General features: G+C 70.0%; 15 protein-coding genes and 1 riboswitch. Of the genes, 7 read left to right on the top strand and 8 right to left on the bottom strand.

Annotated elements, in window-relative coordinates; genetic code table 11:
• Nucleotides 1-7: 7 nt before the first annotated feature.
• The 3 genes from ACIRPK_RS03745 to ACIRPK_RS03735 form a co-directional block, all read right to left on the bottom strand.
• The gene (locus ACIRPK_RS03745; protein WP_403032408.1) at nt 8-337 is read right to left on the bottom strand and encodes a MoaF-related domain-containing protein; all 330 of its coding nucleotides are present in this window, start codon (nt 335-337) and stop codon (nt 8-10) included.
• A 552-nt stretch (nt 338-889) separates the two neighbouring features.
• The gene (locus ACIRPK_RS03740; protein WP_403032406.1) at nt 890-1,090 is read right to left on the bottom strand and encodes a DUF397 domain-containing protein; all 201 of its coding nucleotides are present in this window, start codon (nt 1,088-1,090) and stop codon (nt 890-892) included.
• On the bottom strand, nt 1,087-1,857 hold the full coding sequence (locus ACIRPK_RS03735; protein ID WP_403032403.1) for a helix-turn-helix domain-containing protein: 771 nt from the start codon (nt 1,855-1,857) through the stop codon (nt 1,087-1,089). Before ACIRPK_RS03735 ends, ACIRPK_RS03740 begins: the two co-directional genes overlap by 4 nt.
• Before the next feature lie 358 nt (nt 1,858-2,215).
• On the opposite strand from ACIRPK_RS03735, the gene ACIRPK_RS03730 reads away from it, so the two are divergent.
• From ACIRPK_RS03730 to ACIRPK_RS03720, 3 genes are all read left to right on the top strand, one after another.
• Entirely contained in the window at nt 2,216-2,371 is a 156-nt protein-coding gene (locus ACIRPK_RS03730; RefSeq protein WP_403032400.1) for a hypothetical protein, read from the top strand.
• The gene (locus tag ACIRPK_RS03725) at nt 2,368-2,532 is read left to right on the top strand and encodes a hypothetical protein (protein ID WP_403032397.1); all 165 of its coding nucleotides are present in this window, start codon (nt 2,368-2,370) and stop codon (nt 2,530-2,532) included. Before ACIRPK_RS03730 ends, ACIRPK_RS03725 begins: the two co-directional genes overlap by 4 nt.
• A 351-nt stretch (nt 2,533-2,883) precedes the next feature.
• Nucleotides 2,884-4,077, top strand: coding sequence for a methyltransferase domain-containing protein (locus tag ACIRPK_RS03720; protein WP_403032395.1), 1,194 nt, complete (start codon nt 2,884-2,886; stop codon nt 4,075-4,077).
• Between the two features lie 169 nt (nt 4,078-4,246).
• On the opposite strand, the gene ACIRPK_RS03715 is transcribed toward ACIRPK_RS03720, so the two are convergent.
• On the bottom strand, nt 4,247-4,594 hold the full coding sequence (locus ACIRPK_RS03715) for a ribonuclease domain-containing protein (RefSeq protein ID WP_403032754.1): 348 nt from the start codon (nt 4,592-4,594) through the stop codon (nt 4,247-4,249).
• A 380-nt stretch (nt 4,595-4,974) separates the two neighbouring features.
• A riboswitch (cyclic di-AMP (ydaO/yuaA leader) is annotated at nt 4,975-5,142 on the top strand.
• A 2-nt stretch (nt 5,143-5,144) separates the two neighbouring features.
• Between ACIRPK_RS03715 and ACIRPK_RS03710 the strand changes: the two genes are divergently transcribed.
• Entirely contained in the window at nt 5,145-6,332 is a 1,188-nt protein-coding gene (locus ACIRPK_RS03710) for a hypothetical protein (RefSeq protein ID WP_403032392.1), read from the top strand.
• Nucleotides 6,333-6,350: 18 nt separating this feature from the next.
• On the opposite strand, the gene ACIRPK_RS03705 is transcribed toward ACIRPK_RS03710, so the two are convergent.
• Together ACIRPK_RS03705 and ACIRPK_RS03700 are read right to left on the bottom strand one after the other, a co-directional pair.
• Nucleotides 6,351-6,809 carry a hypothetical protein gene (locus ACIRPK_RS03705; protein ID WP_403032390.1) on the bottom strand — a complete coding sequence of 153 codons (459 nt, stop codon included), beginning with the start codon at nt 6,807-6,809 and terminating at the stop codon, nt 6,351-6,353.
• A gap of 138 nt (nt 6,810-6,947) precedes the next feature.
• Nucleotides 6,948-7,742: an IclR family transcriptional regulator gene (locus ACIRPK_RS03700; RefSeq protein WP_403032387.1), complete on the bottom strand. Its 795-nt coding sequence runs from the start codon at nt 7,740-7,742 to the stop codon at nt 6,948-6,950.
• Between the two features lie 188 nt (nt 7,743-7,930).
• Between ACIRPK_RS03700 and aceB the strand changes: the two genes are divergently transcribed.
• The 3 genes from aceB (at nt 7,931) to ACIRPK_RS03685 (ending at nt 14,267) form a co-directional block, all read left to right on the top strand.
• Nucleotides 7,931-9,583: a malate synthase A gene (gene aceB / locus ACIRPK_RS03695; RefSeq protein ID WP_403032385.1), complete on the top strand. Its 1,653-nt coding sequence runs from the start codon at nt 7,931-7,933 to the stop codon at nt 9,581-9,583.
• Nucleotides 9,584-9,707: 124 nt separating this feature from the next.
• On the top strand, nt 9,708-10,094 hold the full coding sequence (locus ACIRPK_RS03690; RefSeq protein ID WP_403032383.1) for a gamma-glutamylcyclotransferase: 387 nt from the start codon (nt 9,708-9,710) through the stop codon (nt 10,092-10,094).
• A 246-nt stretch (nt 10,095-10,340) separates the two neighbouring features.
• Nucleotides 10,341-14,267, top strand: coding sequence for a hypothetical protein (locus tag ACIRPK_RS03685; RefSeq protein WP_403032380.1), 3,927 nt, complete (start codon nt 10,341-10,343; stop codon nt 14,265-14,267).
• Here ACIRPK_RS03685 and ACIRPK_RS03680 read toward each other — a convergent pair.
• Complete coding sequence (locus ACIRPK_RS03680) at nt 14,252-14,791, bottom strand: PE-PPE domain-containing protein (protein ID WP_403032378.1); 540 nt, start codon at nt 14,789-14,791, stop codon at nt 14,252-14,254. The genes ACIRPK_RS03685 and ACIRPK_RS03680 overlap by 16 nt on opposite strands.
• A 644-nt stretch (nt 14,792-15,435) precedes the next feature.
• Nucleotides 15,436-16,818 (bottom strand): 8-oxoguanine deaminase, encoded by a 1,383-nt coding sequence (locus tag ACIRPK_RS03675; protein WP_403032375.1) that lies wholly within the window; start codon nt 16,816-16,818, stop codon nt 15,436-15,438.
• Between the last annotated feature and the right edge of the window lie 19 nt (nt 16,819-16,837).

The raw sequence follows: 16,837 nt of genomic DNA, 5'->3' as shown, positions 1-16,837 counted from the left end.
GGCCGGGTCAGCCCTCGGCCTGCAGCGTGCCGGTGTGCAGCTCGCCGACCCGGCCGCCCTCGCCCTCGTACGTCCAGAAGGCGCGGACGGTCATCGCGGCCAGGTCCATCACGTGGCTGACGGTGATTCCGCTCTTCTCCGTCCAGCTGACGAAGTAGATGTGCGGGGCGACCTGGGCCACGTGCAGCGGGACGTCCTCCCACTGCCCGGCCGACTCGCCGAGGCCGTCCCAGCGCAGCCGGAGGCCGTCCGCCGAGTAGGTGTTGCGGAAGGCCGCGCCGTTGTCGACCTGGAACAGGTAGGTGTGGCCGGCGAAGGCTGGCAGGGGCGCGGTCATCTCGGGCAGTCCTCGTCTGGGCGGAGCGACAGGTGGGTGCGGTCGCGTGACCGCACCCACCAACCTATCGGACCGCCTGTCCGTTCACCGGCTTACGCCAGGTCTGTGCCGTCCGTGCCGACCACCGAGAAGCCACCGGCCTCAGGGTGCCGTTGCCAACCGCTGAGAAGCCACCGACCGTCACCTGCCCGGCCTGGAACTCGATCTCCGAGCCGTAGTAAAGCGTCGGGATGCCGCGCAAGATTCCAGTTGCCGATCCAGCACCAGAAACATGCCGGTGGTGGCACCGGGAGTTGGGTGTGCGCCGAAGCGCGGGCAAGTGCTCTTCCGCCATGATCTCTATGCGCGGGGCCTCGTCGTGGCCCGTATGGCCTTCGGCCCTGTTCTTCCTTGGCTTCGCATTCGGCCAGCAGTACGGAGGCCGCCCGTGGCCGCTTCAGGTCAGAACGGCCTTAGCCTCTGAGCGGCGTGCACTTTGGGCAGTTGGCAGCGTGCAACGGCAAGGGCCCCGCTCGCCTTCGGGTGAGTAGGGCCCAGGCGGCCGGGGTTGACTCAGACCTCAAAGGTCGTCGCGACCCAGGTGCAGAACATCGACCATGCCTCAGGGGTGAACTCCAGGGCCGGACCGCTCGGGTCCTTGCTGTCACGGACGGTTCCCTTGAGCTTCCGGTGGGCCTGGACGCATGCGCCGTTTCCTGTGCTGTGGCTGCTGGTCTGCCAGTCGTCCGGCAGCTCGCTCGCGTTGGTGATCATCTACCTCTCACGTCCCTAAGCAGTCCCGCGATCAACTCGCGTGAGTTGTCTTCCGACAGGGCGAGAGCCCTGACGTGATCGTAGATGTCAACGTAGCGGGCCACGTCGGCCGGCTTAGTGGTGAAGGACCCTTCGAGGGCATTTTCTGAATACACCACGTCTGGCTCACCAGGGCTGGATAGAATGGTGAAACTTCCGCCCAGGCCCGGATGGATCCCAGCCGTCTCCGGAATGACCTGGAGAGCGCTACCGAGCCCGGATGGTGCATGCAACAGGCGTTCGAGCTGATCGGCCATGATGGCCGTGCTCACCACGGGCCTTCGGAGCACGGACTCATCAACCACGAACCAGGTGGCCGGCGGGCTCTCTCCCGTCAGGATCTCCTGCCGCTCCATTCGGGTGAGCAGCTTTTCGGCGAGGTTTCGTACCTTCCAGCGCCGCATTACTTCCTCGGAGTACTCCTTCGTCTGAAGAAGTCCGTTGATCAGGGTGGTATCAAGGTTCAGGATGCGCGTTGCCTTGAGCTCCAGTGCAACGTAATCCAGCAGATACGGCTCATGAATCCCATCGGCTAGCAGGGCCCACAGCCGTGACAGGTTCCCGCCTGCGGAGAGTGCTTCATCCAGCTTGTCCAGCATCTCTTTCGCAATGGGCCGCCGGGCCTTCTCGAACAGGCTCACCATGTCGTGTCCATAGCCGATCAACGCGCCCAGCTCGGCCTGGCTCAACTTGGCCGCACCGCGTAGGCGTTTGATTTCATCCCCCACGAACGACAAGGGCGCACGACTCGGCACTACCTGGCCCCCTTCGACAACTCGTCGCCTGCTTCGACAACTCTCACCCCAGATTCGACAACCTGACTGTCGAGCTGACGGGTCTAGCGATCGTAGCTCCGTGTGCCGATGCTGATACGCAGAACGAACAACCAGGTTCGCCCTCTGCCCGGCCAGCCATCCCCTCACGGAGGCCCCAATGTCCAGTGCGACTCTGCCCCGGCCCACAGCTGCGGTTCCGATCGTCTTCCGGGAGCCCATCCCCGGGGCCGGTCAGCCGCCGTGGAGGCCGGCCTTGGGGGGCCTGGTGACGGACCTGCGGGGTCCCATGCCCTACCGGACGCCTCTTCAGGTGCTCGAAGTCGGCCACTTCATGTGCACGTTGGTGATGTGGTCCGGGGGCAAGAGCCGGTGGATCACTCGGTGGGACGACGAGGTCGAGCCGTACGGATACGGCGACCGGGAGCTGTTCGGCCACCCGGCCGAGGATGCTGGGGAGTTGACGTGAGCAAGGCTGTCCTGTCGATCCGGGTGTACAAGGTCTCGCCGGACGGCAGGAAGACCGAGACCAAACCCCGCGAGACGTACAGGACCGGCGTCAGCTGGGGCAGTCTCGCCGACTACGAGCCGTGCCGATGCCCGATCCATCGGGCCGCAGAAGCCTCCTGATGGACAGCTGCGCCAGGTCGGCCTACGGCCTGCGTGGATTCCTCGATGGCGCCCATGCCGCCCGCAGCAGTCCGTCTCATGTCCCCACTGGGTTCCGCCGGTGACGCCGCCGGAGCAACCCCCACAGTCTCCGTCCTCCGCCGGCAGGGACGCCAAGTCCGGTCGGCCGAGTGCGGGTTCCACTCCTTCAGGTAGACGCCTGTAGGCCCGAGCCGCATGGAGAGGATTCCCCATGATCTTGGAGAACGACGGAGGACACGGGGGCAACCCCGCGCCGATCCAGCCGCCTGCCCCGCCGCCGCCCCCGTCCCCCGACAGCGGGCCCCCGCCCGGTGATGGAGGTCACCGCAAGTGAAAGTGACAGCGCCCCGCGCTGAGGGAACGGACTGCCCCGGCTTCGAGCTGGGGCGGTTCCTCCTCGACAACGGCTCCATGTCTCCCGATTGGGAGACGTCGTTCGACTCGGTGCCTCGCTCCCTGTTCATCCCCGATCTGATGTGGGCCTGGACCGAGGCTTCCCGGTCCACCGTGGCCATCGACCGGCGCACCGACCCGGACGCCTGGCACCGCGCCGTGGGCTCCAACATCCCGATCGTCACGCAATGGGATGACGGAGCGCACGAAGGCACCGCCGCCGGGCAGCTCTCCACCAGCAGCAACAGCCAGCCCAACGTGGTCATGTCGATGCTGCGGGACCTGGACGTAGCGCCTGGGATGAAGGTGCTGGAGGCGGGTACCGGAACGGGCTGGACCTCCGGTCTGCTCGCTCACCGGCTCGGCTCCGGACAGGTCGTCAGTGTCGAGATTGACGCTGCCGTCGCGGAGAGTGCCCGTACCGCGCATCGGCGTGCCGGACTCACTCCCGAGGTGGTCACCGGGGACGGGCAGCTCGGCTGGCCGGCGGGCGCCCCCTACGACCGGCTCATTGCCACGTACGGCGTGCAGGAGATCCCTCCCGCGTGGCTCCGGCAGGTGAAGCCCGGGGGCCTGATCCTGGCTCCGTGGGGCACGCGGTACTCCTTCCGCGATGCTGTGGTGAAGCTGTCCGTCGGAGACGACCTGACCGCTTCGGGCCACTTCACCGAGCAGGTCGGCTTCATGAAGGACCGGGGTTCGCGCGCGGAGTTCCCGTCCCACTCGGAATACGTCCCGGACTTCCCCGGAGACGCGGACACCGGGTACCGGACGACACTCACGGCGGATGATCTCGGCGGAGTGTGGGGCGTGCAGACGTTCGTCATCGGCCTGGTGGTGCCGGACGTGACACACGTGATCCACGAACAGGACGACGCCACGACAACCGCCTGGTTCTACGGGCTTGGTGACGACAGGTCGTGGGCAGCGGTTGTCCGGCGTAAGGACCAGCCGGAGACCACCGTGTACCAGGCGGGCCCCCGTCGGTTGTGGCAGGCCTTCGAACGTGCCGTTCGGTGGTGGCAGGCCGAAGGCCGGCCGGGAGTCGAACGCTTCGGCCTGACCGTGGCGGCCGGCCACCAGGTCCCCTGGCTCGACCAGCCGGACAACCAGGTCCCGCAGCACAGGTGAGGCAGACTCCCGGTTCCCGTTCGCCTCAACGTGAGGGTGCAGGGTTCAACAACCAGTGGCGGGCCCCGCGCTCCGGCCGTACGTCGCGCGGAAGGACCTGACGTCAGGTCAGCGGAACGACGAGGCCGCCGCCCCCGGGGAGTGGGGGCGGGCGGCCGTGGGGGAGTGGTCAGCAGCCGAAGTTGACCTTGTAGAAGGTCGCGTAGTGGTCGGAGGTGTAGTAGTCCTCTTGGAAGACCTTGCCGGTGACGATCCGTCGGGCGCCCCGGGTCGACGACCCCGGCGTCTTGACGGTGTACTCGTGGTAGTAACCGGTGGACTGGCTCGGCAGCACGCCCTCCCGGTTCTGGAAGACGATGCCGTCCTGGCTGTACGGGAACGGGCCGCCCGCGTCGATCAGCCGGATGGTGTCCCGGCCCTGGCTCGGCAGCGCCGTCAGGCAGATGCTCCCGCTGACCGTGGCGGAGGCGTCGGTGGCGAACACGGCGGTGGGGGCCAGGGCGACCAGGCCGACCATCGCGACGGAAGCGGCACGGGTCTGCAACGCGCGTAGAGTGATTCGCATGGCTGTCATTGTGAGGGCATGTCAGAACGCTGCGGAAGGGCTGCGGAAACACTTCATCCGCGCGTAACTACCGTGGAACTCATACGACTTGTCGTGTACCGCGAGCGGTCGAAGTGTCGAACAGGGGCGCCGGGGTGAGAGCGGGGCCGAGCCGGGGCCCGGCGGTCGCGGTCGGGCGGGTGCGTCGGTCCGCACCGGCCGGGGGCTCGCCAAACCTGGTGTGAGGCAGCTCTCGTTGTCGATGGACAGGCGATCTGCCTAGCCTGCATGGAGTCGTCCGCACCTACGCGGACCTCGTCGCCGGGACGCCGAGTCCTGTCCACCCGGTGCCGGGTACCCGATCACCGAAACATGGGCAGGAGCGGGGGAACCAGGTCAGTCTGCGCTCTCCCCTGCTCCGGTACGGGGGTCGCTCGGGGTGAAGCCGCACCCACTGCGGCCGGGCGATTCCTCTCGCCCGAACCCGACAGCTCACCTCGCAGGCGTCGCAGAGGACCTGCCCATGCGCATCGCCCTTACCCCCGCACGCCTCGGTGCGGCCGCCCTGGTGGCGGTACCCCTGGTCGCCACCGGCCTGGCCGGTCAGGCACAGGCGGCCACCACCGTCACGCAGGACCGGCTCACCCTCAGCTCGACGGCCGCGAACACCGCGACCAAGGCGGGTCTGACCGTGCACTCCAGCGCCTGCTTCACCGCGAAGACGCTCGGCGTCGGCGTCCGGGACGCGGCCGGCCGGAACCTCGACTTCCCCGGCAACGCGAGCAACGTGCAGATCTGCCCGGGCGGCGTGAACTTCACCAGCGCGGCCCGGACGCTGCCCGCCGGGACGTACACCCAGTTCGGCTTCTGGCAGGACCAGGGCGGGAGTTGGCACAACCTGCCGTCGCAGAAGCTGACCGTCGGCGGCACGGTCGCCCCCACGCCCACGCCGACGCCGATCCCCACGCCCACCCCGACGCCGACCCCCACCCCGACGCCCACCCCGCCGGTGGGCGGCTCGCCGATCCCCGGCAAGGCGCTGACCTGGTCGGAGGAGTTCGACAGCTCGATCGCCTGGGGCTCCAAGTGGGTCGGCGACCGCAGCAGCGCGTACCGCTACGGCAACCACAACCCGGACGACAACAAGCTCGACTGGTTGAACCCCGGCGGCGTCTCGGTCTCCGGCGGTGTGGCCACCTTCACCGCGAAGCCGTCCGCGCACACCCTGGAGAGCGGCAAGCAGGCCTGGGACACCGGGCTGCTCACCACCGAGTACTCCGCACAGGGCTTCCAGGTGAAGACCGGCGACTACGCCGAGGCCCGGGTCGAGCTGCCGGCCGGCTCCGGGGCCTGGCCCGCGCTGTGGACCTGGAAGGACGGCAACGGCGAGATCGACAGCTTCGAGTACCACCCCGACAACGCGGCGCTGCTGGAGCTGACCAACCACGTCAAGTCCGGCCTGAAGTACCACACCGACGCGAACGCGGTCGGCCCCGACAAGTGGGTCACCATCGGGACCTACTACGGCGCCAACTCCGTCGACTGGTACGTGAACGGGGCCAAGGTCTTCTCCGACGGCACCGGTGTCGGGGCGAACTGGTCGGCCTACCTGATCCTCAACCTCTCGGTGGGTGCCGGGCAGTACCACCCGGGGCCCAGCGGCTCCGCACCGATCAGCTTCGCCTCGGACTACGTCCGGGTCTACCGCTGACCGTGAGCTGAGCTCGGGTCAGCCGACGGTCAGCGTGAACGGCGTGCTGTTGTTCGCGGGGTTGTGATCGTCCATGCTGACCACCCTGACGTGCCCCTCGGCCACCGTGCCGGGGGGCACGTCGGCGTCCGCCCGGACCGGCACCAGCGCGGTCGCGGTCTCCAGCGGGGGCAGCCCGGCGCCGAACGTGCACTGCACGACCTGGTCGGACAGGGCCCGGCAGCCGGCCGGGAAGTACGGCCCCTCGGCGGTGAACCCGGCCGGCAGGTCGACCAGCACGGTGAACGGCGAGGCCGTCCGCTGCGGGCCGAGGTTGGCGACGAAGCCGTGCACGGTGGTGGTCCCGCCCGGCGCGACCGGGTCAGGGTCCAGCCGGACCACCATGAGGTCGGAGCTCGAGGGCGCCGCCCCCGCCGTCGTGGCGCCGATCATCAGCGCAGCCGAGGCGGCCAGGCCCGCCATCACCCATCTGGTCACTGTCATCACCTGTCTGCCGAACGCGGTCGTCCCGCTACGCACTGTAGCCGCGCGACGCGGATTCGCCCGGAGGCGGGGACAGTGCGCCGGGCGGGTGTCGGGCGACCGCCCCGGCGTCCTAGGGCCACCGCCCCGGTGTCAGGGGGCCAGTACCTGGCCGAGCCGGCCGGCGATCTGCCGCATCACCGGGACCAGTGAGGTGTTGCCCGCCTGGGCCTCCAGTGCCCGGATCCGGGCCTCGGGGCCGGAGACCGAGAGGGCGGTGGGGGTCGGCGCGCCGGGGACGGCGACCGCGATGCAGCGGACCCCGATCTCCTGCTCCTGGTCGTCCACCACGTAGCCGCGCTCCCGGGCCTGGGCCAGCTGGGCGAACAGCTCGGCCGGATCGGTGACGGTGTACGGGGTGTGCGACTGGAGCGGCTGGGTGCCGAGTACGCCGCGCGCTTCGGCCTCCTCCAGCTGGGCCAGCAGGGCCTTGCCGACGCCGGTGCAGTGCGGCTGCACCCGGCGGCCCACCTCGGTGAACATCCGCATCGAGCGGCGCGACTGGACCTGGCCGACGTAGACCACCTCGCCGCCCTCCAGGACGGCCAGGTTGGCGGTCTCGCCGGTGGCCTCCATCAGCTCGGCCAGGTACGGGCGGGCCCAGCTGCCGAGCAGCCGACCCGCGGTCTCGCCGAGCCGGATCAGCCGGGGGCCCAGGGTGTAGCGACGGGCGGTGTCCTGGCGGACATAGCCCTGCTGCACGAGGGTACGAACCAGGCGGTGGATGGTCGGCATCGGCAGGCCCGAAGTGGCGGAGAGCTCGCTCAGGGTGGCCACCCCGCCGGAGTCGGCCAGGGCTTCGAGGAGTTGGAAGGCGCGCTCGACGGACTGCACGCCGCCGGTGGCACGGTCGGCCCCTGTGGGTGCTGCGGCGGAGGTGCTGGCCACCGGCGTTCCCTTCACTGTCGGAGGAGGAGTAGAGTCCCAGCGATCTATCTCAACAAAGCGTTGAAATTCTGTATCGCGGAAACTAGTCTCCACCTTACAGAACCGAACCCGCCAGTAGACGGGTCGGTATCGAGGAAGTTCCCACCGGAATTTCCCTGTTGGCTCAACTGTCCAAGGAGTGTTCTGCCATGGCTGCAGATCAGGGACCCGTCGGCGCTTCCCCCGCCGCTCCGGTCGTCACTGTCGCCGGACCGCGCGTCCCCCGCAGCGAGGAGGTGCTCACTCCCGAGGCGGTCGCCTTCGTGGTCGGTCTGCACCGTGCGTTCGAAGGCCGCCGGCAGGAGCTCCTGGCCCGACGGAAAACCCGCCGGGACGAGATCGCGGCGGCCGGCACCCTCGACTTCCTCCCCGAGACCGCCGCGATCCGCGCCGGGGACTGGAAGGTCGCCCCGGCGCCGCGTGCACTGCAGGACCGCCGGGTGGAGATCACCGGCCCGACCGACCGCAAGATGGTGATCAACGCCCTCAACTCCGGCGCGAAGGTCTGGCTCGCGGACTTCGAGGACGCCACCGCCCCCACCTGGGAGAACGTGGTCAGCGGCCAGGTCAACCTGATCGACGCCTTCGAGGGCCGGATCGACTTCGCCACCGACGCGGGCAAGTCCTACACCCTCAAGCCCGCCGCCGAGCTGGCCACCGTGGTGGTCCGCCCCCGGGGCTGGCACCTGGACGAGAGCCACCTGATGGTCGACGGCACCCCGGTCTCCGGCGGGCTGTTCGACTTCGGCCTCTACTTCTTCCACAACGCCGCCCGGCTGCTCGCGCGCGGCGCCGAGGACCCGAACTCCGGCCCGTACTTCTACCTCCCGAAGACCGAGAGCCACCTGGAAGCCCGGCTCTGGAACGACGTCTTCACCCACGCGCAGGCCGCGCTCGGCATCGAGCACGGCACGATCCGCGCCACCGTGCTGATCGAGACCATCACCGCCGCGTTCGAGATGGACGAGATCCTCTACGAACTCCGGGACCACGCCGCCGGGTTGAACGCCGGCCGGTGGGACTACCTGTTCTCGATCGTGAAGAACTTCCGGGACGCCGGCGCGCACTACATCCTCCCGGACCGCAACACGGTCGGGATGACCTCGCCGTTCATGGCCGCCTACGCCCGGCTGCTGGTGCAGACCTGCCACCGGCGCGGCGCCCACGCGATCGGCGGGATGGCCGCCTTCATCCCGTCCCGCCGCGACCCCGCGGTCAACGCCGCCGCGCTGGAGAAGGTCAAGGCCGACAAGGAGCGCGAGGCCGGCAACGGCTTCGACGGCTCCTGGGTCGCCCACCCCGACCTCGTTCCGGTCGCCCGCGCCTGCTTCGACGCGGTGCTCGGCGACCGGCCGAACCAGAAGGACAACCCCGGCTCCGCCGAGCCGGTGACGCCCGCTCAGCTGCTCGACATCGCGGGCGCGGGCGGCACCTGCACCGAGGCCGGTCTGCACAACGCCGTCCAGGTCGGCGTCCGCTACATCGAGGCGTGGCTGCGCGGTCTGGGTGCCGTCGGCATCTTCAACATGATGGAGGACGCGGCCACCGCCGAGATCTCCCGCTCGCAGATCTGGCAGTGGATCCACAACGACGTGGTGCTCGCCGACACCGGCGAGAAGGCCACCGCCGAGCTGGTCCGTCGGCTCGTGACCGAGGAACTCGCCTCCCTGCGCACCGAGTTGGGTGACGCCGCCTACGCCGGTGGGCGCTGGAACGAGGCCGCCAAGCTCTTCGAGCAGGTCGCGCTGGCCGAGGAGTTCGTCGACTTCCTCACCCTGCCCGCGCTCTCGCTGCTCGACTGACACCAACCTATCCAGCCGCAACCGGTCTGCCGCCCGCCGCGCTGTAGAACTGGCGGCGCCGATTTCTACGATCCGTACGGCCACCCCGAGCTGGGTGGCCGTACGGCTTCCCGAGGAGCACCCGATGGCACGCATCTTCTTCAACGGCCAGGCCATGGTCGGCGGTCCGTTCCACGCCTCGGTCGCCGACGCGCTGATCGGCCCGGTCACCACCGCCCCCGGCTACCGTTTCTTCTCCCTCGGTGACGTCTGCCCGGGCCTGCACCCCGACCCCGCGGTGGACACCGCCATCGAGGGCGAACTCTACGACGTCGACCTGGACCACCTGCGGGACGTCGTCCTGCCCGGCGAGCCGCGCGAGCTGGAGCTCGGCGTCATCAAGCTGGCCGACGGCTCGGCCTGCCTGTCGATGCTGCTCGCCCGGGGCGAGGCCGAGCGTGAAGTCCACCGCGAGATCACCGAGTTCGGCGGCTGGCGAGCCTACCTCGCCACCCTGGGCCGGACCGCCTGAGCGGCCGTCCGCACGCGGAAATCCCATCGCCCTCCATGGGCCCCCCATGACACCCTCACCTCGGTCGGACTGGGTGATCGTTCTGTGAGTGCAGCTCGCTAGACTTCGCCCGCCCGCGAACTTTTGTGACGGTCACACAAGTTGGGTGTTCCCAAACATGGGGGGAGAAGTATGAGGAGTCTGCTGTCCGGTAGACGCGTGCGACACAGGCGGAGGAGAGCCGGACTCGCCGCTCCCGGTGTCCTGTTGCTCGCCGTACTGGCAACGCTGGTGGGCCAGGTCGACCCCGCCGCCGCGGCGGCGGTACCGACCGCGGCGGTCGGAACACCGCAGCCGGGCCTCGACGCGGGCGCCCCGTCCGCCGGCCCGTCCGCGTCTCCGGGCGCCGGTCCGACGGTCGCGCCCAAGGTGGACCCGAAGGCCGAGCAGGAGGCCGCCGCTCGCCAGCTCCAGCAGGCCGACCCGTCCGGTGCCTGTCCGGTGGCTCTGACGCCGGGCGCGTTGGCCACCTGCACGATCGCTCCGTACCAGACCGCCCCGTTCTCGATCACGCTGACGCAGCCCAAGGACGTGGTTCTCGTCCAGGTCGTCGCGACGAGCTGGGGGGTCTACCCGACCCTGGTCGCGCCGGACGGCACCGCGGTGACCTGTGACAACCCGATGGACATGGGCGGGGCGAGCGTGCTGCTGCGCTGCGCCACCGGCCAGGCGGGGGACTTCACCCTCCGGGTGCGGGACGGCAGCGGCCAGCAGAACGGTGTCTCGGTCTCGTACCTGCCGCTGCTGTCGACCACTGCCTGCAAGACGGTGAGTGCCGCCGACCTCGCGCTCGGCGGTCCGACCGTGTTCAACGGTTCGCTGCCGCTCGGCTCGGCCGGTGACTGCTACGCGCCGACCGGTCTGGCCGCGGGCGACGTGCTGCGGACCCACGTGTCCAGCTATCAGGTCATCCAGATCGTCTACGACGCCGCGGGCAAGCAGATCTGCAACACCAGGTCGAACCAGACCACCGAGCTCGACTGCAAGCTGGTGGGCGAGGCACCGTTCCGGGTGACGATGCAACATATCTCGGGCGCGGCCCAGACCTACGACCTCACCCTGGCGCGGCTCAACCGGCCGGATGGCTGCGCGGTGGTGGAGGCGCAGGCCTTCGGGGTCGCACCGGACCTGAGCCCGGTCGCTCGCTGCCGCTCGCTGCGGGTCTCCAAGCAGGCGTCCTACTCCTTCGCACCGGTCATCGCCGAGGGGTCCGCCCCCTACGGCAGCCTGTTCGGTCGCGACGGCACCCAGCTGTTCGGTGGCTGCGCGCAAGGCACGGAGTGCGACCTGACACCTGGTGACTACACCTGGGCGGTCGAGGCGCGGAACCTCACCGTCGGTGCGTTCGGTATGGCCTTCCACTCCGCGAAGGAGACACGGGGCTGCACCGCGACCAACGACAACGGCTTGGTGGCCGGTCCGGCCGCCGGCACCTTCGGCGGGGCGGGCCAACAGCTCTGCCGCACGCTGCCCACGGCCACCGGCACCGGTGTCTACCTGCTCAACCGTCCGCCCGCCGACGGCATCAGCGCCGGTGTCACGGTCTACGACGCGGCCGGCGCCAAGCAGTGCGAGAACGCCGGATACCCGGCAACCGTCTGCAAGCTGACCGGCACCGCACCGTTCCGCGCCGTACTGAGCGGCACGCCGAACAAGGCATACCGGCTGGTGGTCCACCGCACCGGTGAGACGGCCGGCTGCACCGCCTGGAAGCGGAGCGGGTTCGACGGCACCTGGGGCGCCGAGGTCACGCTGACCGCAGAGACGACCCAGGCCTGCCTCGCCCTGCCGGCCGGTCAGCACAGCACCGCCGAGATGGCCGACTACACCAACACGCAGAACAAGCTCAACGCCTCGCTGCAGGTGGTCGACCCCCAGGGCAACGTGGCGTGCTCGACCTCCGCCAGTTCGGCCATCACCTGTCCCCTCACCTCCGGCGTGCCGTACACCGCACTGCTCGTCAACAGGACCTGGGGCGACAGCTACAAGCTGGTCCGGCGGGACATCTCGCCCACCGCGAACTGCCTCACCCCGAACGCGACCACGGTCGGCGGCCAGTCCGTCCCGATCGACCTGACCTCCGTACTGGACGCCCGGTGCGTCCGGGTCAACGCCGCCGCCACGGACAAGTTCTGGCTCAGCGGGCGGGCGACCAGCGGCTCGGTGCAGGTACAGGTCACCGATGTGACCGGTCAGAACGTCTGCCTGCAGTGGGGCCTTTCCTGCCGGGTCACGGGCTCGACCTCGTACACCGTGCTCGTGCTCGCGGACGGGTACCAGGGGACGAACATCCACGCCAATGTGGACACCTGGAAGGTCGGTACGGCGAGCGGCTGGGCGCCGGAGTGCACCTCCCACCCGATCGCGGTGGAGGGCTTCGCGCTCCGGAGCGGGGTGCTCACCGAGTCCTCGTCCGCCTACTGCGCGGTGCTCGGGATGAAGCCGTCGCAGTCCTTCAAGGTCGTCGGTACCACCAGCGGTTCCTTTGCCAAGCAGCCGGCCGTGAACCTGTTCAGCCCGGCCAAGTGGGACAACAACGACCTCAGCTACCAGTGCGCCAGCAACTACGGCCAGTTCGGTTCCCGGTGCCAGAGCCTCAACGGATCCGATGCCGGACAGGCCGTGCTGATCCTCAGCGCGGCTGGGGCAGCGACGCCGGTCGAGTACAGCGTGCAGGGGGAGTGCGACTTCTACGGATGCACCGGCGGGCCGCGGCCGATGACGCTGAGCTCGATCGCCCCCGCCACCGGCGTGGCCGGTACGCAGACCCAGGCCGTCGTCCGCGGCACCGGCCTCACCCTGGGCACCACGCTGAAGCTGGTCCGCAACGGCACCTGGAGCAGCACCCAGCCGCTCATGGCACCGCTCTCGGTCAGCCCCGACGGGACCACGCTGCACGTCCTGGTCGACACCAACGGTCTGGAGCCCGGAAGCTACGACGTGGTGCCCGACGGTGCCGGGAGCGGGGTCGGCCTCCTCAACACGTACACGGTGAAGCCCGCGGTGACCGCGACGAAGGGCCGGTTCGTCCCGGTGCCCCCGTCGCGCATCCTGAACACCGTCTCGGGCGTCGGTGCGCCCGCCGGGCGGGTCGGCCAGGGCGGCGTCGTGAAGCTGCAGGTCGCCGGTGTGGGCGGGGTTCCGGCCACCGGTGTGACGGCGGTCGTGATGAACGTGACGGCCGTCAACCCCACGCGGAACAGCGCCATTTCGGTGTACCCGAGCGGTCAGGCGGTGCCCGACCTGCCGACCGTGAGCTTCGCGGCCGGACACAACGTTCCGAACCTGGTGACGGTCCCGCTGTCGAACGGAAAGGTGGACCTGCGCAACGCGTGGGGCGAGGTCGACCTCGGCGTCGACGTCGCCGGTTACTACACCGACAGCGGTGCCGGCTCCCTGCTGCGCCCGGTCAACCCCTCGCGCATCCTGAACACCGTCTCCGGCGTCGGTGCGCCTGCGCGGCGGGTCGGTTGGGGCGGCGTGGTGCCGCTGCAGGTGACGGGGGCGGGCGGCGTCCCGACCACCGGTGTGAAGGCGGTCGTGATGAGCGTGACGGCCGTCAACCCCTCCCGGACCGGCTACGTGACGGCGTATCCGAACGGCCAGTCCGTGCCCGACGCGTCGAACGTCAACTTCACCGCCGGGCAGAACGCGTCGAACCTGGTCACCGTCCCGGTGGGGGCGAACGGGAAGGTGGATCTGTACAACGCGTGGGGTGAGGTCGACCTCGGCGTCGACGTCGTCGGGTACTACACCGACTCGGGCGCCAGCTACTCGGCGGCCGGGCTCGTCCGGCTGATGGACACCCGCTACGGCGAGGGTGCCCGCGCCGGGACCCTGGGCGGGGCGGGCGACGTGGTCAGCCTGAAGGTGGCCGGGGTCGAGGGCGTGCCCGCGACCGGTGTCACCTCGGCGCTGCTGAACGTCACCGTCGTCTGGCCCACCAACACCAGCTTCCTGACGGTCTTTCCGCACGGGACCGACCGTCCGGACGCGTCGAACATCAACTACCGGCCGGGAGAGGTGGTGTCCGCCCTGGTGATGGTTCCGGTGGTGGACGGCCGGGTGTCGTTCGCCAACCAGTGGGGCAGCACCGATGTGGTCGCCGACCTGATCGGCTACTTCGCGGCCTGATCCCCGCGTTCCGCCTGCCGCGCCGTCCGGTCACCCGGGCGGCGCGGCACTGTCGGTTCTCGGGACGACTGGCCGGACAGCCGGCGGATCTCCGTCGCCAGGTGCGTCGCCAGCTCGGACTGGTGGACGTAGCCGCGGTGGTGGTGGCCCCGGATCACCGGTCGCTCACTGCCGGGCTGGCGCAGCGCGGTGGGCGGGTCGGCGAGCCAGTGGTCGGTGCTACCCGGCTCGTCCAGCCGCTGGCCGCCGAACGAGTCGGTGGAGCGGTGGAAGTTGGCCCAGGCGAGGGCGGGGCGGCCGTCGGGCAGCGGGGCGTGCAGACAGGTCGGGGACCAGCGGCCGTACAGCCGGGGGACCGGGTGGCCGTACGTGACCACCGACAGGCTTGCGGCCGACTCCGGTGCGGTGGCGGCCAGTTGGGTCACCGTGGCGGTGACGATCACCGCGCCCTGGCTGTGCCCGAGCAGGATCACCGCGCCGCCCCGCTCGGTCAGGTGCCGGACCCGCTCGGTGAGCTGGGGCACCGCATGCTCGCCGTAGCTGGGCGTTGCGTTGCGTGGGGGGCGATGTCCCAGACGATCGCGGTCAGTTTGCGGGTGTGCGGATCGGCCAGCGCGTGCCGAAGATCCGGACGTACTCCTCGCGGTGGATCTCGCCGTCGCCGTCCCGGTCCAGCGCCTCGGCCAGTGCGTCCACCACGCGCAGGGTGGAGGCCCGGACGTGCGGGTCGCCGTCGAAGGTGCCGCGTGCGGCGGCGGCGATGAACTCCTGCTCGCTGATCCGCCCGCCGCGGCCGTGTCGGAGACGGCGGCCAGCCGGGCGGCGTAGCTGATCAGGTCGTCCCGGCTCAGCTGCCCGTCGTTGTCGATGTCGTACAGGCGGATGACGGAGGTGATGCGCGGGGTCCAGCTCTCGGACATGACTGCCTCCCGGCGAACTCGGGGGGTGAGTTCGATCTTTGGGCAGCAGGTCGGGAACGAGCCGTTTCGTGCGGATGATGACCCGAGGGGGAGTTCCGGCGGGTGAAGTGGACGCGCCGGGCTGACGGGGAAGGACACGGGTGACAGCCCCGGACTCTCGCCGTGAGTCCGGGGCTGCTCTCCGGCCCCCGAGGGGGTGGAGTCCGGTGACCGCACCGTCCCGGGTGCGGACCGGAGTTGAGGGGTGGTCAGAGGCGGGCGGCCAGTTCCTTGGCGGCGCGGGCGCAGTCCTGGGCGATCTTGTCCTCGTTGACGGTGGTCAGGTTGCCCTTCTCCACCACGGGGTTGCCGTTGACCAGCAGCAGGGCCAGCGGCGGGAGCGCACCGAGGGTCAGCGCGGCGATCGGGTCGGCGATCGAGGAGTGCATGATGCCGTCGATCTTCCAGAGCGCCAGGTCGGCCAGCTTGCCGACCTCGATCGAGCCGATCTCGTTCTGCCGGCCGAGCACCCGGGCGCCGCCCATGGTGCCCAGGCGGAGCGAGCTGCGGGCGGTGAGCGCCTTCGGGCTGCCGTGCAGCCGGTTGATCAGCAGTGCGTTGCGCAGCTCGGTGCCCAGCTCGCCGGACTCGTTGGAGGCGGTGCCGTCCACGCCGAGGCCGACCGGCACACCGGCGGCGAGCATGTCCGGGACCCGGGCGATGCCGGCGGCGAGCCGGGCGTTGGAGGACGGGCAGTGCGCGACACCGGTGCCGGTCTCGGCGAACTTGGCGATGTCCGAGTCGTTCATGTGGACGCAGTGCGCCATCCAGACGTCCTCGCCCAGCCAGCCGGTGGACTCGAAGTAGTCGGTCGGCCCCATCCCGAACAGCTCCTTGCAGAACTGCTCCTCCTCGGCCGTCTCCGAGCCGTGGGTGTGCAGCCGGACGCCCTTGCGGCGGGCCAGCACGGCCGCCTCGCGCATGAGTTCGGTGGAGACCGAGAACGGCGAGCAGGGCGCGATGGCGATCTGCAGCATCGAGTCGAAGGAGGCGTCGTGGTACTTGTCGACGGCCGCCTCGGAGGCGATCAGGATGTCCTCGGTCTTCTCCACCGCGTGGTCCGGCGGCAGGCCGCCGTCCTTCTTGCTGCGGTCCATCGAGCCGCGCAGCGCGGTGAAGCGCATGCCGAGCTCCTGGACGGCCTCGATCTCGGCGCCGAGGATGTCGCCGCCGTCCTTCGGGAACACGTAGTGGTGGTCCGAGGCGGTGGTACAGCCGGACTTGAGCAGCGCGGCGGCCGAGCCCTGGGCGGCGGCGTGCACCAGGCGGTCGTCGATCCGGGCCCAGGTCGGGTAGAGCGCGACCAGCCAGTCGAACAGGATGTTGTCCTGGGCCAGGCCCCGGGTGATCCACTGGTAGAAGTGGTGGTGGGTGTTGACCAGGCCCGGGGTGATCAGGTGGCCCTCGCCGTTGATCCGGCGCACCACGTTGTCCAGCCACTGCGGGGCGGGTCCGTTGCCGACCGACTCGATCGTGTTGCCGAGGACGACGACGTGGCCGCGGGCGTACTCGGTGTCGTTGGCGTCGACCGTGGCGATGGCGACGTTCTCGATCACGATCCGCTGGTCGGGGCGCGGGGGCTGGACTGCCATGGTGGTTCTCCTATGGGGG

It is taken from the genome of Kitasatospora sp. NPDC101801, assembly GCF_044766665.1.
GTDB lineage: Bacteria > Actinomycetota > Actinomycetes > Streptomycetales > Streptomycetaceae > Kitasatospora.
Note: the sequence above shows the minus strand (reverse complement) of the source record. Positions and strands in the feature narration are given on the sequence as shown.

Excerpts from the sequence above, each read along its gene's own strand:
- ACIRPK_RS03690 (WP_403032383.1), top strand. The coding sequence starts at position 9,708 with ATGGCACGCATCTTCTTCAACGGCCAGGCCATGGTCGGCGGTCCGTTC.
- ACIRPK_RS03715 (WP_403032754.1), bottom strand. The coding sequence starts at position 4,594 with ATGGTCGGCCTGGTCGCCCTGGCCCCCACCGCCGTGTTCGCCACCGAC.
- ACIRPK_RS03740 (WP_403032406.1), bottom strand. The coding sequence starts at position 1,090 with ATGATCACCAACGCGAGCGAGCTGCCGGACGACTGGCAGACCAGCAGC.
- aceB (WP_403032385.1), top strand. The coding sequence starts at position 7,931 with ATGGCTGCAGATCAGGGACCCGTCGGCGCTTCCCCCGCCGCTCCGGTC.
- ACIRPK_RS03710 (WP_403032392.1), top strand. The coding sequence starts at position 5,145 with ATGCGCATCGCCCTTACCCCCGCACGCCTCGGTGCGGCCGCCCTGGTG.
- ACIRPK_RS03675 (WP_403032375.1), bottom strand. The coding sequence starts at position 16,818 with ATGGCAGTCCAGCCCCCGCGCCCCGACCAGCGGATCGTGATCGAGAAC.
- ACIRPK_RS03745 (WP_403032408.1), bottom strand. The coding sequence starts at position 337 with ATGACCGCGCCCCTGCCAGCCTTCGCCGGCCACACCTACCTGTTCCAG.